This window comes from Enterococcus sp. AZ095a (assembly GCF_050546735.1).
In the GTDB taxonomy this organism is placed as follows: Bacteria; Bacillota; Bacilli; order Lactobacillales; family Enterococcaceae; genus Enterococcus_D; species Enterococcus_D entomosocium.
Genome location: NZ_CP172953.1, coordinates 716,052 through 739,335 on the forward strand (window position 1 = coordinate 716,052; position 23,284 = coordinate 739,335).

Annotated in this window: 20 protein-coding genes; 14 read left to right on the forward strand and 6 right to left on the reverse strand. The window is 43.6% G+C overall.

Going from position 1 to position 23,284, the window contains the following annotated elements; genetic code table 11:
• Positions 1 to 38 precede the first annotated feature (38 nt).
• The 3 genes from IGJ26_RS03300 to IGJ26_RS03310 all read left to right on the forward strand — a co-directional run bounded on the left by IGJ26_RS03300 (position 39) and on the right by IGJ26_RS03310 (position 4,182).
• Positions 39 to 1,772, forward strand: coding sequence for an ABC transporter ATP-binding protein (locus IGJ26_RS03300; protein WP_086372649.1), 1,734 nt, complete (start codon positions 39 to 41; stop codon positions 1,770 to 1,772).
• Positions 1,769 to 3,526 carry an ABC transporter ATP-binding protein gene (locus IGJ26_RS03305; protein ID WP_005237514.1) on the forward strand — a complete coding sequence of 586 codons (1,758 nt, stop codon included), beginning with the start codon at positions 1,769 to 1,771 and terminating at the stop codon, positions 3,524 to 3,526. The genes IGJ26_RS03300 and IGJ26_RS03305 overlap by 4 nt, the downstream gene beginning before the upstream one ends.
• A gap of 62 nt (positions 3,527 to 3,588) precedes the next feature.
• Complete coding sequence (locus IGJ26_RS03310; protein ID WP_430599857.1) at positions 3,589 to 4,182, forward strand: gamma carbonic anhydrase family protein; 594 nt, start codon at positions 3,589 to 3,591, stop codon at positions 4,180 to 4,182.
• A 60-nt stretch (positions 4,183 to 4,242) separates the two neighbouring features.
• On the opposite strand, the gene clpP is transcribed toward IGJ26_RS03310, so the two are convergent.
• Positions 4,243 to 4,833, reverse strand: a complete 591-nt coding sequence (gene clpP / locus IGJ26_RS03315; protein ID WP_005225161.1) for an ATP-dependent Clp endopeptidase proteolytic subunit ClpP — start codon at positions 4,831 to 4,833, stop codon at positions 4,243 to 4,245.
• Between the two features lie 175 nt (positions 4,834 to 5,008).
• Here clpP and IGJ26_RS03320 point away from each other — a divergent pair, with 175 nt between their 5' ends.
• The 6 genes from IGJ26_RS03320 (at position 5,009) to glnA (ending at position 10,722) form a co-directional block, all read left to right on the forward strand.
• Positions 5,009 to 5,527 (forward strand): hypothetical protein, encoded by a 519-nt coding sequence (locus IGJ26_RS03320; protein ID WP_008377057.1) that lies wholly within the window; start codon positions 5,009 to 5,011, stop codon positions 5,525 to 5,527.
• Between the two features lie 221 nt (positions 5,528 to 5,748).
• On the forward strand, positions 5,749 to 6,498 hold the full coding sequence (locus IGJ26_RS03325) for a glycerophosphodiester phosphodiesterase (protein WP_430599859.1): 750 nt from the start codon (positions 5,749 to 5,751) through the stop codon (positions 6,496 to 6,498).
• Positions 6,495 to 7,412 carry a tRNA (adenosine(37)-N6)-dimethylallyltransferase MiaA gene (miaA, locus tag IGJ26_RS03330; protein WP_008377061.1) on the forward strand — a complete coding sequence of 306 codons (918 nt, stop codon included), beginning with the start codon at positions 6,495 to 6,497 and terminating at the stop codon, positions 7,410 to 7,412. Before IGJ26_RS03325 ends, miaA begins: the two co-directional genes overlap by 4 nt.
• Positions 7,409 to 8,653 carry a GTPase HflX gene (gene hflX, locus IGJ26_RS03335; RefSeq protein ID WP_005225165.1) on the forward strand — a complete coding sequence of 415 codons (1,245 nt, stop codon included), beginning with the start codon at positions 7,409 to 7,411 and terminating at the stop codon, positions 8,651 to 8,653. Before miaA ends, hflX begins: the two co-directional genes overlap by 4 nt.
• Positions 8,654 to 8,941: 288 nt before the next feature.
• Positions 8,942 to 9,322 carry a MerR family transcriptional regulator gene (locus IGJ26_RS03340; protein WP_005225166.1) on the forward strand — a complete coding sequence of 127 codons (381 nt, stop codon included), beginning with the start codon at positions 8,942 to 8,944 and terminating at the stop codon, positions 9,320 to 9,322.
• A gap of 59 nt (positions 9,323 to 9,381) precedes the next feature.
• Positions 9,382 to 10,722, forward strand: coding sequence for a type I glutamate--ammonia ligase (glnA, locus tag IGJ26_RS03345; RefSeq protein WP_005225167.1), 1,341 nt, complete (start codon positions 9,382 to 9,384; stop codon positions 10,720 to 10,722).
• Positions 10,723 to 11,041: 319 nt separating this feature from the next.
• Here glnA and IGJ26_RS03350 read toward each other — a convergent pair whose 3' ends face one another.
• Positions 11,042 to 11,431 carry a DUF1093 domain-containing protein gene (locus IGJ26_RS03350; RefSeq protein ID WP_005237494.1) on the reverse strand — a complete coding sequence of 130 codons (390 nt, stop codon included), beginning with the start codon at positions 11,429 to 11,431 and terminating at the stop codon, positions 11,042 to 11,044.
• 234 nt (positions 11,432 to 11,665) lie between these two features.
• Here IGJ26_RS03350 and IGJ26_RS03355 point away from each other — a divergent pair, with 234 nt between their 5' ends.
• The 3 genes from IGJ26_RS03355 to IGJ26_RS03365 all read left to right on the forward strand — a co-directional run bounded on the left by IGJ26_RS03355 (position 11,666) and on the right by IGJ26_RS03365 (position 14,068).
• Positions 11,666 to 12,268 (forward strand): LysM peptidoglycan-binding domain-containing protein, encoded by a 603-nt coding sequence (locus IGJ26_RS03355; RefSeq protein ID WP_430599861.1) that lies wholly within the window; start codon positions 11,666 to 11,668, stop codon positions 12,266 to 12,268.
• 157 nt (positions 12,269 to 12,425) lie between these two features.
• Positions 12,426 to 13,127 carry a glucosamine-6-phosphate deaminase gene (nagB, locus tag IGJ26_RS03360; protein WP_008377071.1) on the forward strand — a complete coding sequence of 234 codons (702 nt, stop codon included), beginning with the start codon at positions 12,426 to 12,428 and terminating at the stop codon, positions 13,125 to 13,127.
• 230 nt (positions 13,128 to 13,357) lie between these two features.
• A complete protein-coding gene (locus tag IGJ26_RS03365) occupies positions 13,358 to 14,068 on the forward strand; it encodes an MgtC/SapB family protein (protein ID WP_008377072.1) in 711 nt (236 codons plus the stop codon).
• Between the two features lie 78 nt (positions 14,069 to 14,146).
• Here the strand turns inward: IGJ26_RS03365 and IGJ26_RS03370 are convergent, their stop codons facing one another.
• From IGJ26_RS03370 to IGJ26_RS03380, 3 genes are all read right to left on the reverse strand, one after another.
• Positions 14,147 to 15,319, reverse strand: a complete 1,173-nt coding sequence (locus IGJ26_RS03370) for a glycoside hydrolase family 5 protein (RefSeq protein ID WP_430599863.1) — start codon at positions 15,317 to 15,319, stop codon at positions 14,147 to 14,149.
• 1 nt (position 15,320) lies between these two features.
• Positions 15,321 to 16,529, reverse strand: a complete 1,209-nt coding sequence (locus IGJ26_RS03375) for an MFS transporter (RefSeq protein WP_005237481.1) — start codon at positions 16,527 to 16,529, stop codon at positions 15,321 to 15,323.
• A gap of 254 nt (positions 16,530 to 16,783) precedes the next feature.
• On the reverse strand, positions 16,784 to 17,683 hold the full coding sequence (locus IGJ26_RS03380) for a helix-turn-helix domain-containing protein (RefSeq protein WP_430599864.1): 900 nt from the start codon (positions 17,681 to 17,683) through the stop codon (positions 16,784 to 16,786).
• A gap of 199 nt (positions 17,684 to 17,882) precedes the next feature.
• Here IGJ26_RS03380 and IGJ26_RS03385 point away from each other — a divergent pair, with 199 nt between their 5' ends.
• Positions 17,883 to 19,553, forward strand: a complete 1,671-nt coding sequence (locus IGJ26_RS03385) for a family 43 glycosylhydrolase (RefSeq protein ID WP_430599865.1) — start codon at positions 17,883 to 17,885, stop codon at positions 19,551 to 19,553.
• A 132-nt stretch (positions 19,554 to 19,685) separates the two neighbouring features.
• Here the strand turns inward: IGJ26_RS03385 and IGJ26_RS03390 are convergent, their stop codons facing one another.
• Positions 19,686 to 20,501 (reverse strand): DUF92 domain-containing protein, encoded by an 816-nt coding sequence (locus IGJ26_RS03390; RefSeq protein ID WP_430599866.1) that lies wholly within the window; start codon positions 20,499 to 20,501, stop codon positions 19,686 to 19,688.
• A 273-nt stretch (positions 20,502 to 20,774) separates the two neighbouring features.
• On the opposite strand from IGJ26_RS03390, the gene IGJ26_RS03395 reads away from it, so the two are divergent.
• On the forward strand, positions 20,775 to 23,267 hold the full coding sequence (locus IGJ26_RS03395; protein ID WP_430599867.1) for a TIM-barrel domain-containing protein: 2,493 nt from the start codon (positions 20,775 to 20,777) through the stop codon (positions 23,265 to 23,267).
• Positions 23,268 to 23,284 lie beyond the last annotated feature (17 nt).

Sequence of the window (23,284 nt, forward strand, 5' to 3'; positions counted from 1 at the left end):
TATAGTAGAAGTAATGAAGTAAAAAAGGAGGGGATTTTTTGAAATTAATGTGGCACTACACGATGAGAAACAAAAAACTGCTGGTTTTTAATTTCATCTGTGTTTTTGGTTTTATTTTGATTGAATTAGGTTTGCCGACGTTATTGGCAAGAATGATCGACAAAGGGATCGCCGCTGGTGATCGCGACTACATATGGAAAATGGGTGCGGCGATGATCGCGATCACCATTGTGGGGATCACGATGAACATTTTGTTAGGCTATTTCACGTCACGTATCACCACTAACATTGTGGCAGATATTCGTGACGATCTTTTTGAAAAAGTCCAAGGCTATTCACATACTGAATATGAAAAAATCGGGGTTTCATCATTGATCACCCGTGTGACCAATGATGCGTATCAAATCATGCTGTTTATGCAAAGCATCTTACGGACGGGTTTGATGACACCCATGATGTTTGTGGTCAGCTTGTACATGGTCATGCGGACAAGTACACAACTAGGGTTATATGTCTTGGGGGCATTGCCGATATTGCTAATGGCAGTCATCGCCATTGCCAAAATCTCGGAACCATTATCCACCAAGCAACAAGCCAATCTAGATAAAATCAATGGCATCTTGCGGGAAAATCTCTCTGGTTTACGAGTGATCCGTGCCTTCGTCAATGAAAAATTTGAAGAAAAACGCTTTGGCAAAGTCAACCAAGCCTATGCGTCTAGTTCTCGCAGCTTGTTTCGCTTGATGGCAACGGCACAACCGGGCTTTTTCTTCTTATTCAATATCGTGATGATCTTGATTATTTGGACGGGAAGTATTCAAATCGATCAAGGGCAACTGCAAGTCGGTGACTTGATTGCGTTTATCGAATACATCTTCCATGCGCTGTTTTCTTTCATGCTGTTTGCGACCGTCTTTACGATGTATCCACGAGCGGCCGTTTCTGCTCGCCGAATCCAAGAAGCGTTAGATGCGACTTCTGAAATCAAAGAGCCAGAACAGCCAGTGACAGAAACTAAGACAAAAGGTTTCTTGGAATTTAAAAATGTTACCTTTGCTTATCCGGGACATGCGCAAAGTCCAGTGATTCGTAATGTTAGCTTTACCGCTTCACCAGGTGAAACTGTGGCGTTTATCGGTAGTACCGGGAGCGGGAAATCGACCTTGATCCAATTGATTCCGCGTTTTTACGACGTCAGTGAAGGCCAAGTCTTGGTGGATGGCGTTGACGTTCGGGATTACAGTTTAACGACTTTGCGCAACAAGATCGGGTTTATCCCTCAAAAAGCGTTGCTATTTACAGGGACGATCGCAGAAAACCTGCGCTATGGGAAAGAAGATGCCACGCAAGCAGAGCTGGAACGAGCAGCCGAGATTGCGCAAGCGGCCGATTTCATTTCTCGCACACCAGATGGCTTTGATGCTCATTTGGCAGAAGGCGGAAGCAACTTCTCTGGCGGACAAAAACAACGTTTAGCGATTGCCCGTGCGGTGATTCGCCAACCAGAGATCTATATTTTTGATGATAGTTTTTCTGCATTGGATTACCAAACGGATGCAAAATTGCGGGCACGCTTGAAAAAAGAAACCACGGAATCGACCGTTTTGATCGTTGCTCAACGAGTAGGAACGATCATGAATGCCGATAAGATCGTCGTCTTGAATGAAGGCGATGTGGTTGGGATCGGTACCCACAAAGAACTGCTGCAAACTTGTCCAGTATACTACGACATTGCGGCGTCACAATTATCAGAGGAGGAGTTGGCACAATGAAAGCAATCTCTTCTTTAAAACGGTTAGGTGCTTACATCAAACCATACAAAGTACAATTTATCCTAGTCTTGCTGTTTACAGTTGCAACCGTCGGCTTCAATGCGGCAATGCCGTATGTTTCTGGATTGCCGACGACAGAGATCAGCCGCAACATCGCTGCAGGCGAAGGCGTTAATTTTGATTACGTGATCCTTTGCTTGATCTGGATCGCAGTCGTTGGTGTCGGTTACTGTTTCTCACAATTGATGTCAGGGCTGCTGATCACCAACGTTGTCCAATCTGCGATGCGAGATTTGCGGCAAGACATTGAAGAAAAAATCAATCGTCTGCCCGTTTCTTACTTCGACCGCAACCAGCAAGGGAATATCCTGTCAAGGGTGACCAATGACGTGGATGCCGTCAGCGGTGCGATGCAGCAAGCCTTGATCGGGATCGTCAATGCCTTCTTAGGAATCATTATGGCGGTTTCTATGATGTTTTATATCAATACTTACATGGCATTGGTTTCATTGATCATGATCCCAGCCTCCTTATTGATTTCTCGCACAATCGTCAAAAAGTCGCAAAAGGACTTCCAAGGCATGCAAAATGCGTTAGGAGATCTGAACGGCTACGTACAAGAAAACATGACTGGATTCAGTGTGTTGAAAGTGTATGGACGGGAAAAGCAAACACTTGAAGGGTTTAAAAACGTTAACCACCAGTTGCGCTATTACGGCTTTCGTTCTGCCTTTGTGTCAGGATTGATGATGCCACTGGTGCAAATGACCGCTTACTTTACCTATATCGCAATGGCAGTCATGGGTAGTTTTTACGTGATCAGCGGCGTGATCGTTGTTGGTCAGCTGCAAGCGTTCATTCAATACATTTGGCAAGTCAGTCAGCCAATGGGGAACATTACCCAGTTGTCTTCCGTCTTACAAAGTGCCTCAGCAGCAGCAAAACGGGTCTTTGAAATCTTAGATGAGGAAGAAGAGCCAGTCAATCGAACCGATATCCAATTACCGGAACAAATCAGAGGCGACGTGACCTTTGAACATGTCGGCTTTGCTTATGATCCGAAAAAACCATTGATCAAAGACTTGAACTTTGAAGTCAAAGCTGGACAAACTGTGGCGATCGTTGGACCAACAGGTGCTGGGAAAACGACCTTGATCAATTTGTTGATGCGTTTTTATGATGTCAATGAAGGGGCCATCAAGATCGACGGCATCGACACGAAGAAGATGGAACGTCACGATGTCCGCTCACTGTTTGGGATGGTTTTACAAGATGCGTGGTTGTATGAAGGCACGATCGGCGATAACATTCGCTTTGGGAAATTAGATGCCACCGATTATGAAGTCGTTGATGCAGCGAAAACCGCCAATGTGGATCACTTCATTCGTACGATGCCAGATGGCTACGAGATGATCATCAATTCTGAAGGCGACAATGTCTCTTTGGGACAAAAACAATTGTTGACCATCGCCCGGGCAGTCATCTCTGATCCGAAGATTTTGATTCTCGATGAAGCCACCAGTTCGGTAGATACCCGCTTAGAAGCGCTGATTCAAAAAGCAATGGATAAAGTGATGGAAGGTCGTACCAGCTTTGTGATCGCCCATCGTTTGTCAACGATTCGTGAAGCGGATCTGATCTTAGTGATGGATCAAGGATCGATCATTGAAAAAGGCAATCACGAAACCTTGTTGGCAGCTGGCGGCTTTTATAGCCAACTGTATCAAAGTCAATTTTCAGAAGAAGCCGAGTAAGCCGAAAAGAGCGTCCAGTCTGACTGGCGCTCTTTTTGCATTGTAGCAAGGGTGGTGCTATAGTGAAAAAAGAAAGCGCAGATCCCTTTATGGATTGGAAGGAGAAGTTGATGGACAAAGAACAATCAGGGAATGAAACCCAAAAAACAGTTTCGCCCGCCTCGCCGCAAGCGACACCTTGTTTTGTGGCAAAAAATGCGACGATCGTAGGAAACGTGACTCTAGGAAAAGAGAGTACGGTCTGGTTTCAAGCAGTGATTCGAGGCGATGCCAATCGAATCGAAATCGGCGCGCGTACCAATATTCAAGATGGAACGATCATCCACGTTGATCACGATGCCCCGACGATCGTTGAAGACGATGTGACTGTTGGGCATCAGTGTATGCTCCATGGCTGTACCATCAAAAAAGGGGCTCTGGTCGGCATGAGCTCGATCGTTTTGAATCATGCCGTGATCGGCGAAAATAGTTTGTTAGGTGCCGGTTCGTTAGTGACGGAAGGAACCGTCATTCCTCCTAATGTGTTGGCGTTTGGTCGTCCGGCACGAGTGATCCGCCCGTTGACAGAAGAAGAGATCGCCAAAAATCAGGCAAACATCACGCATTACGTGGAAAATGGGCATGCTTACCAACAAGGCCAATATGGCGAAGTCTGACGATGAACCAAAAGACGCAAAAAGGTGTACGAATTGCTTCGTACACCTTTTTATGCAAGCTTATTTCAATTTGTTTGATTCCATGATCTCGTCGATCAAGCCGTAGTCTTTGGCTTCTTGTGCGGTCATGAAGTTGTCGCGATCGGTATCGCGTTCAATCACTTCGATTGGTTGACCAGTACGTTCTGACAAGATTTTGTTCAGACGTTCGCGGGTTGCCAAAATGTGGCGGGCAGCAATTTCAATCTCAGTTGCTTGACCTTGTGCGCCACCTAATGGTTGGTGAATCATGATTTCGGCATTTGGTAACGCAAAGCGTTTGCCTTTTTCACCAGCGGTCAATAAGAATGAACCCATAGAAGCAGCCATCCCCATAACGATGGTTTGGACATCGGCTTTGATAAAGTTCATGGTATCAAAGATCGCTAGACCAGCAGTAACGCTTCCGCCAGGCGAGTTGATGTACAAGTAGATGTCTTTTTCAGAATCTTGCGCGTCTAAGAATAAAAGCTGAGCAATGATCGAGTTTGCTAAGTCATCGGTTACTTGACCACTCAACATAATGATCCGGTCTTTTAATAGACGAGAATAGATGTCATACGCTCTTTCACCGCGAGATGATTGTTCAATGACAGTAGGAATTAAATTCATAGTGATAGTCCTCCTAAAAATCGTTATAGATATAGTTTAGCATAAAGTTTTCGCAATATCTAAGAGATAGTATACCGATTAGGTCAAGAAAGGTCAAATAAAAAGTTCGTTATCTTTTTTGCGAAACTTTCAAATATGATACAATATTAAAAAAGGAATGAGGAAGGATCGAAGAATGGCAGTAGCAATAGCAGGTTTGATTGGCGTCTTAGTGGGCGCATTGTTAGTAACCATCATTTTTAATTTACGCATACGGTATGAGGAACAAAAAGAAAAACAACGCCGTTTGTTGGAGCATAAAGTCAAAGAAATCGAAACGCTGGTTTTATTGAATCAAAAAATCAGTGAGATTCTACAAAAACGGGTCATGCTGATGGATGAGTATGTCAGCTTTGATGCCTTTGACGACTGTTATATCACCATTGATGATTTTGCCTATCTACAATCTTTTGCGGCGCAAAACAGTTTTTATCTACCGAATTTTTTCTTGGAAGAATTTTTCAAAAAAATCGGGACACGTCGGGTGATTTTGTCGCCGGAGGAAACCGTTAAGATCGGTGGGTATACGTATAAAGGCGGTCGGATCATTATGGAAAATTTCCTTGATCAATTGGTTGAAATGGTCAATGAGCGTAAAAACCAAATGAAAAACATGACGAGCGAACCGTTGACCTATTTTTCAAAAACGATTTGATTCTTCTGGTCAGTCGGTCGCCTTGGTTAAGGTAACCAAACCATAGTATCGACGATTGCACTTTTTCAACTGATCACACACACTCTTACTGCGATCATAGTAAGAGTGTTTTTCTTTGACCGAAACAAAGCGCTGTCCCCTTAAAAGGATCAAAACAAACAGAGGCTTTTTGGTTCTAGCAGATTCCATGGTAAAATAAAGAGTGAGAATGGAGTGAAAGAATGATGGTACAAATCGTTGCCCACCGCGGGAGTAGCGGCAACCGACCTGAAAACACGCTACCGGCATTCGCGGAAGCGGTGCGGGTCAAAGCTGATATCATTGAGTTAGATGTACATCTATCAAAAGATGGCGGCTTGATCGTCATGCATGATGAAACGGTTGATCGAACGACCAACGGCAAAGGTCGGATCTGTGACCTGACGGTTGCTGAACTAAAAGAACTCAATGCCAGCAGCTGGTTTTCTGAGGAATTCCAAGCCGCCAAAGTCCCCACGCTAAAAGAAGTGTTGGATTTACTTGCAGCGAAGAATTATCGTGGCATTTTGACGATCGAATTAAAAACCGATCATTATGAGTATGAAGGAATCGAAGCCAAAGTATCCGATTTATTGAATAGCCAAGAATGGCCTTTTACTCATTGGTATTGTTCCTTTAATATCGAGACTTTGGATCGGATGCATGCGATCGAACCGGATGCGATCCTTGATTTTATTATGGGACGCGGGGAAGACAAACCACCGTTGGCGCTCAGCCGACCGTATATCGAAGGAATTCATCCGGCCTATCGCTGGGTCCAAGAGACAGCAACGGTCTTGACTGATTTTCCGATTGCGATCCGTCCGTGGACTGTCAATGAAGAAGCGGCGATTCGCACCTGCTTGGCTTTGGGGTTGACCGGGATCATCACCGATTTTCCAGAAAACGCTCGGGCAATTGTGCAGCAGGTCCGCGAGGAAACAAAAGGATGAAAAAAGTCTTAGTGATCGTGGGACCGACCGCAGTCGGTAAAACCGCCTTGAGTATCCAATTAGCTCAAAAATACCATGGGGAGATCATCAGCGGGGATTCCATGCAAATTTATCGACAATTAGATATCGGTACCGCCAAAGTGACGAAGGAAGAAATGGCAGGGATTCCTCATCATTTGATCGATATTCGTGCAATGACGGAAACGTATTCTGCGGCTGATTTCCAGCAAATGGGGCGTGAGGCCATTGAGACGATCCAGCAGCAAGGAAAGCTGCCGATCGTTGTGGGGGGGACAGGGCTATACATCCAAGCGCTTTTGTATGACTTTCGTTTAGGGGCAGAAGAAGGCGACCCAACGATTCGTCAGCGCTATGAACAAGAAGCAGCAGCCATCGGCAAAGAAGCTCTATGGCAAAAGCTGCAGGCGGTCGATCCCTTGGCAGCAGCGAAGATCCACTACAACAATGAGCGGAAAGTGATTCGTGCGTTGGAGGTTTTTGAAATGACTGGCGAAAGTATTGCTGCACCAAAAGAAACACCGCAAGTTTTGTACGATTTCTTCATGATCGGTTTAACCACTGAGCGAGAATTGTTATACCAGCGAATCAATCAGCGAGTGGACTTAATGATGGATCAAGGTTTGATCGAAGAAGCAAAAGCTGTTTTGCAGTATCCAGAAACGCAAGCCGCCAAAGGGATCGGCTACAAGGAATTTTTGCCCTATTTTCACGGGCAGGCCACATTGGATGAAACAATTGAGCAAATCAAGCAAAACTCACGCCGCTATGCCAAGCGGCAGCTGACGTGGTTCAATAACCGAGCACAGCCCCGATGGATTGATTTAGTGAGACAACCTGAAGAACAACGTACCCTTGAAACAGAAATCAACCAATGGTTGGAGGAGAAAAGATGAGCCAAGAACGTGTGATTCTTGTCGGAGTAGAAACGGAGAAAAACTATCTTCATTTTGATTCGTCAATGAAAGAATTGAAAAGCTTAACAAAAACCGCCAATGGTGAAGTTGTTTTTTCACTGGTGCAAAAACGGCAGCAAGTCGATCGACAAACCGTGATTGGCAAGGGGAAAGTTGCGGAATTGCAGCAGTTGGCAGAAGCACATGAAGCAGATCTAGTGATCTTCAATCATGAACTGACACCAAGGCAAAGCCAGTTGATCGGTGATGCGCTAGAAGTGCCAGTGATTGATCGCGTCCAGCTGATCCTCGATATTTTTGCGATGCGTGCCCGTTCCAAAGAAGGAAAGCTGCAAGTAGAATTGGCGCAGCTGGATTATTTGCTTCCACGTTTGATAGGGCAAGGAAAGAACATGTCTCGGCTGGGGGGCGGAATCGGAACGAGAGGGCCAGGGGAAACCAAGCTGGAGACCGATCGTCGACACATCCGCAACCGCATCACCATCATCAAACGGGAATTGAAGGAAGTGGCCGCCCATCGAGACCGGACACGCCAAAAGCGCAAAGACAGCCAAGTCTTTCAAATGGGCTTGATTGGTTATACCAATGCCGGAAAATCAACTATTTTAAATATTTTGACCAGTGCGGATACGTATGAACAAGACCAGCTGTTCGCAACACTCGATCCGTTGACGAAACGCTGGCGGATGCCGGAAGGATTTGAAGTCACCATTACCGATACGGTTGGCTTTATCCAAGAATTGCCGACCCAATTGATCGATGCGTTTCATTCCACACTGGAAGAAAGTCAAAACATGGACTTCTTGCTGCATGTCGTCGATGCCAGTTCCGAAGAACGGGTTCAGCAAGAGGAGACCGTCTTGAAGTTAATGGAAGAACTTTCTTTGACCCAATTACCGATGTTGACGGTCTATAATAAGGCGGATCGCATCGACGCCGATCAGTTTGTCCCAACGCTCTTTCCCAACGTCTTGATTTCGGCAAAGAGTACCAAAGGCAAAGAACGCTTGACTCAGGCGATCAAAATGGAGTTGATGCAGATCATGCAGCCTTATCATCTGGTTCTGCAAGCCGATGAAGGCAATGCGCTGAATCGTTTAAAACGGGAGTCACTAGTTTTGAGCAATGCCTTCGATGAAGCAACACAGACCTATCATATCAAAGGATTTGCGCTTGAGGATACCTATCCACTACGCAGAATGGCGCAAGAACAGGAATAAGCAGAAACGGTGCAACCGATGCACCGTTTTTTTGTCGTGACAAAATTATGAAGTATAAGTGGTTTGGCTTGCTTTGAACGCAAAAACCGAACATTTTTGGCTAAAGCACCATTTCTTCCATAAAAACAACTGCTTGAACATACGATCAAATCAAGGACCTAATGAAAAAATCAAAAAAAAATGCATTAATGTCACTTTTTCTAACATGAGGGGTTGACACGTAAAAAAAGAATTGGTATAGTTTCCATAAAGTTACGCAGCATCATTGAAACGGAGGGGAGCCAAGTTATGCGGGAAAAAGAATTGCGGCGCTCAATGTCAGTCTTTCCTATCGGAACAGTCATGAAATTGACCGATCTCACCGCCCGTCAAATTCGTTATTACGAAGAACAAGAATTGATCCACCCGGAACGCAGCGATGGCAATCGACGCATGTATTCGCTGAATGATATTGATACCTTGCTAGAGATCAAAGACTATCTTTCCGATGGACTGAACATGGCTGGGATCAAACGAGTTTATGAAATGAAAGTTGCCAAAGAAAAAGAAGCGAAGAACAAACCGCCGTTGACCGATGAAGATGTTCGTCGAATTTTTTATGATGAACTCTTGGCTCAAGGTGGATTGAATCAACAACAGCCATACCAGCAAAAAGGTCCACGAATGTAGAACACTTGTAGATCATTGCTGTGATATAAAAAAAGAATTGGGAAAAAGGAAGGGATACTATGCCAAAATTTGAAAGAACTGCCGAAGACATCAAACAAATCGTAAAGGATGAGAACGTGCGCTTTTTACGCTTGATGTTTACTGATATTTTAGGAACAAACAAGAACGTTGAAGTACCTGTAAGTCAATTAGATAAAGTACTGGAAAACAAAATGATGTTTGACGGTTCTTCTATTGAAGGATTTGTCCGTATTGAAGAAAGTGACATGTATCTGTATCCTGATTTGTCGACCTGGATGATCTTCCCTTGGGAAAGTGAACATGGCAAAGTGGCTCGTTTGATCTGTGATATCTACAATCCAGATGGCACCCCATTTGCAGGCGACCCTCGCGGCAACTTAAAACGGGCATTAGCGGACATGCAATCCCTTGGCTTTACTTCTTTCAATCTTGGACCAGAACCAGAATTTTTCCTATTCAAATTAGATGAAGCAGGCGAAATCACAACGGAATTAAACGACAAAGGTGGCTACTTCGATTTTGCCCCAACCGATCTAGGGGAAAACTGCCGTCGCGATATCGTATTAGAATTAGAAAGCCTTGGCTTTGAAGTTGAAGCGTCTCACCATGAGGTGGCACCAGGGCAACACGAGATCGACTTTAAATATGCGGATGCAGTGGAAGCATGTGACAACATCCAAACCTTCAAACTTGTCGTGAAAACTATTGCTCGCAAACACGGCTTGCATGCGACCTTTATGCCAAAACCATTATTCGGCATCAACGGTTCAGGCATGCACTGCAACATGTCCTTGTTCAAAGGCGATGAAAATGTCTTCTTTGATGAAGAAGGGCCAATGCAATTAAGCCAAACAGCGTATCACTTCTTAGGCGGTTTGATCGAACACGCCCGTGCTTACACAGCTGTCTGCAACCCAACCGTCAACTCTTACAAACGCTTAGTGCCAGGTTACGAAGCGCCTGTATACGTGGCATGGTCAGGACGCAACCGTTCACCATTGATTCGGGTACCAGAATCAAGAGGCTTGTCAACGCGTTTGGAATTGCGTTCGGTTGACCCATCAGCCAACCCATACTTAGCCATGGCTGTTTTACTGCAAGCAGGACTTGATGGCGTTAGACGTGAGTTGACACCACCACCAGCAGTCGACCGCAACATCTACATCATGAACGAAACAGAACGTGCAGAAGCACAAATCGAAGATCTGCCATCAACGATCCACAATGCCATCAAAGCATTGCGCAAAGATCAAGTGATGATCGATGCTTTAGGCAAACACATCTATGCCAACTTTGTCGAAGCAAAACGATTAGAATGGGCAGCCTTCCGCCAAACAGTCTCTGAGTGGGAAAGAGAACAATACTTGGAACTATACTAAAATCGCAAAAAAACCGCTAGAGATAAACAATCTAGCGGTTTTTTTATGATGAACTCAGCTTTTATCCTAATAATTCTCGGTTTATTTATTTCCGATAGTCAATAACTGGTTGATCAAAATTTGAACAGAAAAACATTGCGAAGCTAGAGCGGTTCTGTCTATAAGGCGCGTAAATTTTGCCTGATCATTGAGAAAAAATAAAAAATACCAGTCGGGCGAGGACTGGTAAGAGGAAGAAAAATAGTTTTGGTATAAAGCTAGCATAGCCGGTCAAAGTAAAATGAACCTTAAAAAGTAGAAAGTTTCTTGTAAGAAGTACTTATTCGTCAAAGGTTTCCAGCTCAGACAGTATTTTTGCTGGGACTTCTGATTGAGGGACTTCATTGGGACCCGAGATGACACGGGTTTTACTGATCTCTGCTTTGACTAAGGTATTTGGCGCGAATGGCTTCACATTTTCACCAGAAAGATCATAGGTCATGAGTTCTTTCTCGCCGTTTTTCTTAACAAACTCAAACGTGTACTTATACGTAAAGGAGCCATCGATTTTTTCACCGGAATCGCTGTACGTTTGGGTCTTTTCTGGGACTTTGTTGGGCGTGATGGCATAGGCCGTTATCCCTTGATAAGTTGTTGTATAGTAAGTGTAGCCAAAATAGCCACCTACTGCTAAAATCAAAACGCCAAGCGTCAAAAGTAGTTTTTTCATGTGCATCGATCCTTTCAATTACTGGGTTTACTATAGCATGATGGAGCCGAAATCATTCATCGAAATGGATAACAATATTGTAAGTTTACTGTTTATTATCAAAAAGCTTGTAATTTTCTGTTTAACAATTGTGATAATGAAAAACATTTCTGAAACCTTCCTGCAACATTGTAATGTTATTCTCTTACTTGTGCCCGATAGCGGGACAAATAATCAAAAGAGAGGTTTTTTCATTTGAAAAAATTTGCATTTACAGTTGTTGCAGGATTTGGTTTATTCGTTGGAGGAACAGTTGTTTCAGCAGCAGAACAAACCCATGTTGTCGAACCAGGAGACACCCTATCTGGGATCGCTGCTACTTATCAAACAACGATCGAAGACCTTTTGGCTTTGAATGATTCGATCGAAAATCCAAATATGATTTTTGATGGCGAAATATTGTTGGTTTCTAACGATGGCCAATCAGTAGAAAACAAAGAAACAAGTACGAAAGAAAGCACAGAAAAAAGTGAATCTACAGCGACTGATAACGTGAGTCAAACCCGTTCAAGCATTCCTGGTGCTGGTTCTGGAGTCCTGAATCCAGTGGATGGGATCAACTACTTCAATGGTGTGAGAGAATCGTACTACTCACAAAAAGTTTTGCCAGGAGGCGGATTGAACATCCCTGGACGCCATGTAGCCTCTGACGGAACGATCCGTGATGCCGATGGGTACATCGTTGTTGCCAGTGACAATCAACCGAAAGGTTCGACCGGTCAATCATCCTTAGGTGCCTACAAAGTCTATGACACAGGTGTCGGTCATAGCGGTATTGATGTTTATACGAATTGGTAAGCAAGTAGAATACGAGTAGAGACGAGCTCATTCCAGAGCTCGTCTTTTTTTGATTGGTGATAAAGAAAAAATCGTCATCTGGTCTAGACTAATTATTGTAATCAAACACAACCTGTGGTATTATTGGACTATACCAAATAGAAACGGAGCGCTGATCATGGAAATTATTCGCGTTAAAGATGCTGCTCAAGGCGGAAAGAAAGCTTTTGAATTGATACAAGAAGGTATGGCAAATGGCGCCAAAGTGCTAGGTTTAGCAACAGGAAGCACGCCAGAGACCCTTTATGCAGAAATGACTGCCAGTGAAGTTGATTTTTCAGAAATGACTTCAGTCAACTTAGATGAATACGTAGGACTAGGCGGCGAAGACGAACAAAGCTATCGCTACTTCATGAATGCTCATTTATTCAATAAAAAACCATTCAAAGAAACCTTCGTACCAAACGGCAAAGCGGAAGACTTAGAAGCAGAATGCCAACGCTACGATGGCGTGATTGCGGATCACCCAGTTGATATCCAAATCTTGGGTATTGGTCAAAACGGACATATCGGCTTCAACGAACCTGGTGCATCCTTTGAAGGTACGACCTCAGTCGTTGATTTGACTGAATCGACCATCAATGCCAACAAACGCTACTTTGATAAAGTCGAAGACGTCCCAACGACGGCAATTTCCATGGGGATCGGTTCAATCATGCAAAGCAAAAAGATCATTTTGATGGCATTTGGCGAAGTCAAAGCGGATGCGATCCAAAAAATGATCGAAGGACCCGTAACCAACGAATTACCAGCTTCAGTTTTACAAAAGCATGATGACGTGATCGTGATCATCGATGAGGCTGCTGCCAGCAACCTGTAAAACAAAATCAGCCCTTTTCAGAAATAAGTCAGAAGGAAAACGCGCCATCCTTGCAGCTTCCCCCTGCGCTTGTGCAGTAATGCCAGCGCAGCTGCGAGCGATGGTTCGGATCTATCTTGCTTATTTCTGAGGAGGCTTTTTTTATTTGGCCGCTCTAGCGATGTTTTTTCCTTTTTTCCATCAGAGATGCTATAGTTAAAAGAGAGAATACGAAGAAAAGAGGGATGCAAATGGTTGATATGCATTTATCCATTCCTGAAGTAGCACTGAGGTTGCTGTTGGCGATGGTCATGGGTGGCGCGATTGGGTACGAGCGGCAGTACAAAAGCCGACCAGCTGGTCTTAGAACCCATATCTTGGTTTGCATGGGGGCTTGTGTCATTGCTTTGATCCAAGTGGAGATCGCCACAGGTGCCATGCGAGATGCGCTGGATCATCCAGATTTAGCAGGCGTGATTCGTTCGGACGAAGCACGATTGATTGCGCAAGTCGTCAGCGGGGTCGGTTTTCTAGGCGCCGGAACGATCATTGTGACGAAGCGCTCCGTGACGGGGTTGACGACGGCTGCTTCCTTATGGGCGATCGCCGGTTTAGGAATTGCCATCGGGATGGGCTTTTACACCATCGCATTAAGCAGTTTTATCGGGATCTTCTTTGCATTGACGATCGTTAAGCGGATCGTCCGCGTACCAACAGCAAAGAAATTGGAGATCCAATACATTCATCGTACCGAGACCAAAGAGTTTTTGACGGAGTACTTCCAAGAGAAAAATATCGTGATCGAAGATGTCAATTTTGATGTCAAATTCATGGAAGACTATCGCATTTATACCAACATTTATACGATTGATCTCCCGCGAGGACTAGGCTTTTCTGAAGTGATCGAAGAATTGTCTGTCTACAAAAATGTCACGAAGATCCGCTTGGTGGATATTGCTTAAAAGCAACAAAAAAGCGAGATTGAAACGTAACGCAAACAGTATCGTTTGCTTCGTTTCAATCTCGTTTTTTGTTGTGTTTTAGAAACGTGGATCGATCCAGTTTTTTGCCATAGCTCGACTAGCATCCCAGGAATCCCAGCCATACCAAGCAGGCTCATTGATCGTATCGATGGATAACTTATAGGTCCAGTACATATGTCCGGCTCCTTGGTTCCAAGCTGTGATTGAAGCACGCCACAAAGTTTGATAAACTTCTTCTAATTCACTTTTTGTCAAACTACGGTTGCTACTGAATCCCTCTTGTGTGGGATTGATACCGCCTTTGGTATCTGTACCAACAGCATAGGAGTTGAACAAGGACCATTCTCCAACAAAAACCTCGACATATTGTGCAACCGTGGCGATCTCTTGGGCTAAGCCATCAATGAAAGACACGTATGCTTCCAAGGATTGCTCTGTGCCGGCCATTTCTGCCATCATAACGTATTGGTGCGTATCTAGCATGACATTGTGAAAATCGTTTTGGGTGAAAAACTCTTTCCAAGCATGCAATTGGAAGCCATCATGAAAGACGATCACTTTGTCATCGCTTAAATAGTTACGCATTCTTCGATAGGCATCTTGATAAAAAGTTCTCAAAAAGTCTAAAGAGATCGGTGCACTACCTTTTGCTAACGCAAGATCACGAGGTGGGAAACGATCCATGGGATTCATGCTGTGCCACACTTCACCATCTGTGATCGGTTCGTTTAATACTTCAATGCCCCACAATGCTTCGTGATCCGCATATCTTTGCGCCAAACGTTCCAAGACCGTTAATTCGAACGCCACTTCTTCGGGCATTTGTGCCCATCTGACCACACCCGAGAGACCACCATTGTCAAAACCATTTTGGCTGAAGGGTGCGGTATGCAGATCGATCAAGATTTTTAGGTCATAAGCCTTTGCCCAAGCGAAGGCTTTATCCAAATAGTCGATACAGCCAATAAAGGGGGTACGATCACCAAAAATAAAATAAGGGACAGGTATTCGAACGGTATTGAAGCCAGCTGCTGAAATGCGCAAGAAGTCAGCTTCAGTGATGAATGTTTCACGATGAATCAACAGCCGTGCTTGGTATTCAGCTTCAGGTAGATCATAGGCTAAATAATACTCGTCATCGGCAGGTGTTCCTTGAAAGAGACTAGGTGCCATCCATTTTTCTAATACAAGCCAACCGCCTAGGTTGACGCCTCTAAGTTTTTGTTCCATCTTATAGTTCCTCCTTACTAATAGGTGTGGTTGTTTTATTGAAAGCGAGAAATAGAAAAATCAGAGCAATGATTGCCATGATTCCGGCAGCGATTCTGACTTGCATGACCGCCGTTGTCATGCCAAACAGTTGACTGATAAAGTTTATGACATAGGGGGAGGAAAAAGCACCAAGATTACAAGCGACCATTGCCAAAGAAACAACTAAGTTATTGGCTTCTGGATCTACATCGCTAAGAATGACACTGTATACATAAGGAACTACAAGATTGGCAAGATAAACCACTAATAGACCAATGAAAAAGACGGTCATCGTAGGTGCTAAAGTTATCGTGAAAAAACCAACCATTGCGAAACTGATGACGACAACTGGTGTAAAGCGCTTTAATAATTTGGTGATTTGACCAAAAGCTAATGCGACCAAGCTGCTAAAAATACCGGCGATCGCTAGTGCGGTGGAAAGAAATCCTTGATTCGTCAGCGCCAATTCTTGAATCAGTAGTGCGGAAGAAGTAATGACGACCATCAAACTAATGAAGAATAAAAAGAGAGTCAAAATACCTAAAGTTACGCTTAATGGCAGCTTTCTTCTTTTTGTATCGATGGTTGATGACTGCGTTGTTTCAACTGGATTTTCATTGACGTTACGATAACCGAAAAGAAAAAGAAACAGAATCGGTAAGATGACCAAGTACACTAAGAATGAAGCTTGCCACGAGATCGTTAACAGTAAGCCCGCAGCAAACGTTGCTAGGCTATTTCCTAAAGTCATCACGGCTGATTGAATACCTAATAAGTTTTTTTGCTCGGCACCTGTAAAGTTGTCGCCGATCAAGGAGACGGTCATTGAGTTAAAGAGCCCCAGACCTGCGCCAAACAAAATACGGGCAAATAAAATCAAGCCAAAGTTCATTGTAAATGCCGGTAAGATACCACCGACTAAAGCGATCATCAAGCCTAAACAGACCGTTCGCTTTTTGCCAAGTGCTTTGATAAACCATGAACTTAGCAGAATGAAAATCAAGATTGCCATTGATGGCAGTGTCAAAATAGATTGGACTTGTGCGGTGGTTCGGTCAGAAAAATCGTTCATAATAAAAGGTACGGCTGCTGCTACTGCACCAGCAGCTTGTACGACCAATGAAAGACTCAAAATTCCGATTTTTAACGGCAACCGACTTTTGATTGACATTGAATTTTCTGAAAGCATACATATTCCCCTTAATGTAGTGCAAAGCAAGTGTGCTGAGAATATCTCCCATCTTGCTATTTTGCAACTAACTATTTTTATTCCTGCAAACGATTTCTTGGTATTAATCATAAAGAATGCTGACAGGACTTGAAATATCAAAAAAAAGGGGAAATTTACCATTTTTCATTTATTATGCGAAAAAAAAGCTTTTTTTCGCATCCTCAGAGGAAGAAGTAGCAGTCGCTTTTCTCGAATTATTATTTGTCGATTACTTATTTTGCTGCTTCTAACTGGAGCTTACGGTATTTATTCGGCGATATATTTGCCCATTTTTTGAATTGTCTCGTAAAGTGGGCGGCATTTTGATAGCCAATGATCTCTGCGATTTCGGCGATGGCCAATTTGGGTTGATGGAGATAGAATTTTGCTTGGTTGAAGCGTAATTGATCTAAGTACTGTTTTGGACTACTAGCATAAACTTTTTTGAAAACCGTCAGCATCGTACTATTACTAATGTTCAATGAATTGGCCGTATAACTCATGGAAAGCAAGGCTTTGTTTTCTTCCGTAGGGCTTTGTGTGTACGTACGAAAATTTTGTTGGATCGATTCTGCGATCGCTTTTGCTAAAACAAGGGAAGTGTTATCTGTATGCGCTAACTGATTTTTTTCATCTTCGACATAGTCTAGTAAGGCACGCATCAGTTCTAACAGTAAGATCTCAATGGCGATTTTTTCTTTCATTCCAAAGTATCCGCTTGCCAAAAACGCAATGTATTGCTGAAGGATCTCAACGATCGCTTGGTAAGCGGGATTTGTTTTTTTTAGTAGTAAAGGACAATACATCAACAACTGTTGCTGAATCTCAGGATCATCAAGATCGAAATGCATACAAAAATACTCTAAACCTTCTGCTACGAGACAAGTATTTTCATGAGCGGTACCAGGCGGTATCAGGATCACATCATTTGCCACAAAATCAAACTGCCTGCCTTCAAATATTGTGTGCTGCTCTCCATCAATGATCATCATGATCTCAAAAGCAAAGTGGGTCTCTTGCGGTGCACACCATCCTTCGGAAACGCGTTGCTTGTGTCCACCAAAGGTTTTTAAATTGATGTCGATATCGGGTAATTTGACCAGCTGTTCTAGCCATTTAGGTGTTGGGTTCATTCGGTACGACCTCCTTAAAAATGAAAAATGGTAAGTATTGGCTTTTTTTTGATATTCATTCTACCCTAAAAGTTTCGTAAGATAAATGTAGCAATCGAATAAAACGGTTTCAATTTATCGCATTCGCCTGCAAACGATGATAAAAAAACTGTTGTTTGGTTGCAAAACGAATAAAAAGTTAAGAATAGGAAGGAAGCTTATGACAATCATCAAAAATCCAGTTATTCCTGGAATGGCGCCTGATCCATCTATCATTTGTGTGGATGAGCGTTATTATATCGCAACTTCAACCTTCCATTGGACACCTGCGATTCAACTTTTCGAATCAAAGGATCTTGCGAATTGGCAACTTGTTGGTTATGCCTTGAACAATGAAGAAGTGAATTTACGTGGAACCAATACACCAGCTGGTATCTGGGCACCACATTTATCTTATGATCCACAAACAAAACGATTTTGGCTGGCGTATTCACATATGGTCAACATGGCAGGACGTGAATTTAATGCTGATTCCTATGCCATTTGGGCGACTGACATCCGAGGACCATGGTCAGAACCGATTTATTTTACCTCAATTGGCTTTGATCCAGCGCTATTTCATGACGAGGATGGGCGGCATTATTTAACGATTTTGGAATGGGAAACAAGAGAAGGCTATCAAGCGCCGGGACATATTGTTCTTGCGGAGATCGACTTGCCTTCAGGTAAATTACTGTCCCCTTGGCATCGCGTAACACAAGGGTTCACCACCAGAGGGTGTGCGGAAGCACCCCAAATATACAAGCATGAAGGGGCATACTTTTTATTGCTGGCATCTGGAGGCACGGGCTATGCTCATGGTGTGGAAGTCGGTCGCGCAGAGACTATTTTTGGTCCTTATGAAGCGCATCCTTCTGGCGAACCAATCCTTACTTCTTCTCCAAGGCATCTGTTTTCTTTAGGCGACCCTGATGCCGGGCATTTTGAAATGGTCAATCCTCATTCAGTGATGCAAAAAGCAGGACATGGTTCGCTCGTCCATACCCATACTGATGAATGGTTCATGGCTCATTTAATGGCAAGACCCTTAGAGGGGGAGCTGTTGAATCCTCTTGGAAGAGAAGCTTCTATTCAAAGGATGCACTGGACCGAAGACAATTGGTTGGAAATGGAAGATGGAAGCAATTTGGCAAAAATGACTTTTAAAGGATTAGCTGGTGTTCCAATTGACAATGAACCAAACACTGATTTGTTTGATTCATTTCAAGAGGCGCAGTATCTGTTAGAATTTATGACACCGTATCGCCAACAGCATCAGTCATGGGTCAGTACGCAAAAGCGGCAGGGGTACTTACGGATCTATGGGGGCAATTCCTTGTTTTCACAGATGAATCCTGCCATCATGGCAACACGAGCAACCTCTTTCACCTATGAGGTGGAGACCTTGTTGGAGTTTCAACCGAACCATTATTCACAAACAGCAGGACTTGGGCTTTATTATGATTCAAACAATTGGTTATATGCTCATGTTACCTATTCAGAAGAAAAGCGATGTCCTTATTTGACTCTCTTACAGGCAAAATTAGGACAAAGGATCGAATATGTAAATACTCGCGTCGTCGTTCCCGAAGGAAATATTCACCTGAAAATTGGATACGACCACGGGATCGCAAATGTCTACTATCGATTAGAGGAACAAGAGACTTGGCAAGTTGTGCTCCAAGATCTGTCAGTGGCTTACTTATCTGATGAAGGAGTCAATGGAATGCCTGGAGAAATAGGTGGCTTCACAGGATTGTTTAATTTTATTGGTGCCGTGGATGCACATCAACATCAATCCTATGCTGATTTTGCTTATTACAAAGTGACGAATCATTCGCCTGCATCTTAAGCAGGCTCCTTATGGAGTGAGCACCCGTATCATTCTTTCACTAAACAAATAAAAACCTTCAAGAGAAACACAAACGTGTAGCTCTCGAAGGTTTTTTGTATGAAGGAACTGTCATCGCAGTGGATTGCCTGATTACTTGAAAAAATAGCCAGTTAGCAAGACTGATACAAAAACGATCACTATTGAAGTCAGCAAATTGACCCCTTCATTCGTTACAAAGGAAAGACCGCCGACTTGCTTGGTCGCAACGTCGTGGTGGACTTTTTTTTCGGTGTATTGGTGACAGACAGGGCATTGATAGCGCACCTGAATCGCTGCGCCCAGTAAGCTGTCCAAAAGACTACCGCAAAAGCCTAAAGCAGTCAAAGTCAACCAGAGATCAAGGGAGAACGGCTTGCCGTTCAACCATAAGGCTGCTGCGAATAAACCAGTGATGGCGAGACTCCCTGCTAGGGAAGCGGCAGTTCCCAACCAACTGACACCGCCGGAAAGTCCCGGTGGTAATTTTTTTCCCGTTAGTAAGTGACGCGGTGGACTTGGACTCAGCACGCCGATTTCTGAGCCCCAAGTGTCAGCCGTACAGCTAGCGATTCCCGCCACAAATCCCCAAAGGAATAGCGGTTCTTTCGTCCAAAAGGCAAGCAGTAGAGCAAAGATGCTTGGTGCGATGTTTGCAAAGACTTGTTTTGCATCACGGCGAGCACCTTTGGCAAGCACAGCTAACTCTGGCTGACGGCGCATTTTCTTTAAAAGACCAATGATGCCAGAGCTGGCAAAGAAAAAGCCAATCAAAAAGATGCTGTACCACGGACCAAAGCCAATAACCAGTGTGCCGCAAAGAATCGCAGCCAGTGCGCCAGAAATAGTCAGCCACTGAAAGACGAATGCTGCCGCTGCAACGAATATGCTGGCAAACAAGCCCAGCATGAATTGATAGAAGAAAACCATTTGAACACTCCTTTTTGCTGAATAGACTAAACGTATTATAAATCACTTCGCTATCGAAAAGGCAACCCAAAGGATCAGACTCAGGTTGCAGAAGTGAGGAGGACAATTCTCGAAATCTGTCCGTTGTATATTAATATATGAGAAGTTACTATTATCAATAAGCAAACGGTCATAGAAAATTGCTCTTCATAGATAGAAAGCAATTATTTTTTTTAGTGTAAGTGAAAGCGATTTCTAAGTCCGTTTTTGTGACAATCGTTTAAGGAGGTATATATGAAGATTGCAACAAGTGTCATCGATAGTCAAGAAGAAAATCACTGTTTTTTGATTCGAACAAATGGCTGTTTAGTGAAGATCATGTTCTTGACTGACGAAATTATTCGGATTCGTGCCAGCTTTGATGAGGAATTTGATGAAGCGTCTTACAGTCTAGTGTTGACTGGGTGGGAAGATCGCTTCGATCAGTTGATTGGAGCAGAGCGTCAGCGAGTCGATTTACAAGAATTTCAGGTCCTTGAAGAGGAAGACAAGATTGGGTTGATCGGCAAGAAATTGAAAGTGTTTCTCTACAAGGATCCCTATCAATTGGTGATTTACGACCAAGAGGACTTGGTTTTGCACAAAGATATCGTCGATCTTGCATTGATGGAAGATGCGAATAAGCGCAAAATCCACACCAGTGAAATAGTAGAGGGAGATTGCTTCTACGGATTTGGGGAAAAAACAGGTGCCATAGAGAAAAGTCATACTTTTATGGTTATGAGTCCTCGCGATACGATGGGCTATGACCCTAAAAATGCCGATTCTCTTTATAAACACATTCCCTTCTATGTAAAAAGCAATAAGCGAACAAAAGTTGCCAGTGGTTACTTTTATCACACCACGTATGAATGTGATTTTGATATGGGGCGTTCACATAGTAATTATTGGAAGAAGCACAGTCGTTTTCGAGTAGACGGTGGAGACATTGACTTATTTTTTATTGCAGGACCAACGATTAAAGAAGTGGTTCAGCGCTATACCTCGTTGACTGGACGGTCGGCGATGCTACCTAAATATGCATTGGGCTACCTAGGTTCTTCCATGTATTATTCTGAACTGGCTAAAGATTGCGATCAAGCGATCATTGATTTCATCGATACCGCTAAAGAAGAATCGGTACCGATCGATGGCTTCCAGTTATCTTCAGGCTATTGCAATCATGAGGGGCAGCGCTACTTTTTTACGTGGAACAAGGAACGATTTAAAGACCCTAAAGGATTCTTCGCTGAGATGGAGAAACGGGGTGTCACGACCTCGCCTAATGTCAAACCCGGGATTCTCTTAACGCACCCATTCTTTCAGGCGCTTCAAGAAGAACAAATTTTTGTGAAAGACAGCATGGACAAAGGTAAAATTGCTTTAGGTACTTGGTGGGGAGGAAAAGGAGTTTTCGCTGATTTTACCAATCCCCATACACGGAGGATTTGGAAAAAGTATTTAAAGGAACATGTCTTATCTTACGGTGTAACCAGTGTTTGGAATGATAATTGTGAATATGAAAGTATTGTCGATCAAGATGCTCGTTGTTTTTATGATGGGAAAACCGGTACCATTGGTCAGCTGCGTCCAATCATGGCAAATCTTATGTGCCAAATCACAACCGAAGCCATCATAGAAGAGCACCCGAACACCCGACCTTTTGTGGTTTGTCGGGCAGGCCATGCGGGAATTCAGCGTTTTGCCCAATCGTGGTCTGGGGATAACCGAACGAGTTGGGAGTCGCTAAAATACAACATCGCGACAGTTTTAGGAATGGCGCTTTCTGGGGTGACCAATTATGGCTGTGATATCGGTGGCTTTTATGGGGATGCTCCTGAAGAAGAGTTGTTTGTCCGCTGGGTTCAAAATGGAATTTTCCAGCCCCGCTTCTCGATTCATTCAACCAATACTGATAATACGGTGACTGAACCTTGGATGTTTTCTGCAAGTAAGCAACGAATTGCGGAGGCGATCCAATTTCGATACAAAATGATTCCTTATTATTATTCATTGATGGTGCGGGCGGCTGAGACTGGCTTGCCAATTATTCAACCGACTTTTATGAAATTTCAAGAGGATGCGAACTGTTATGACAACGGCATTGATTTTGTTGTCGGAGAATCATTACTCGTAGCGAATGTCATTGAAAAAGGCCAAAAAGTCCGTGAGATCTATTTGCCAGAAGGGGCAGTTTATTATGACTTTTATTCACGACAGAAGTACCAAGGGGGCCAAACACTAGCCATTCCTGTGACGATCGATAGTGTCCCGTTGTTCGTGATTGGTGGGTCGATCACCCTTTTTGCAGCGAATGAAGTGAGAAATCTTCATTCTGAGGCGGTCACTGATCTAGAGATTTTAGTGGCACCAGATCAAGCTTGTCACTTCACCCATTATGAAGATGACGGGAAATCATTGGCTTACAAGACAGGCGCCTACTTGAAAGAAGAGATCCATGTGGAACCTGGAGAACAGGTCAAAGTGACAGTGAAACGAACGGGTGACTATCCAACACAGATCGAAAAGATTCTTTTAAAAATCATCAACCATGAAAAAGCCCCTTTTTGGGTAACGATTGATGATCAGCTTGTTCCTCATTTTCAGCATCGTAAGCAATTCGAGGCTGTGAAGGAAGGCTGGTACTATAGTCAAACCATGGGTCAAGTCTTTATCAAATACCCAAATCCAAAAGCAGATTATCAAGCGGTGATCTCCTTTGAAAACTTTGATTTGTTAGGGATGTAAGAAAAAGAAATGTAAAA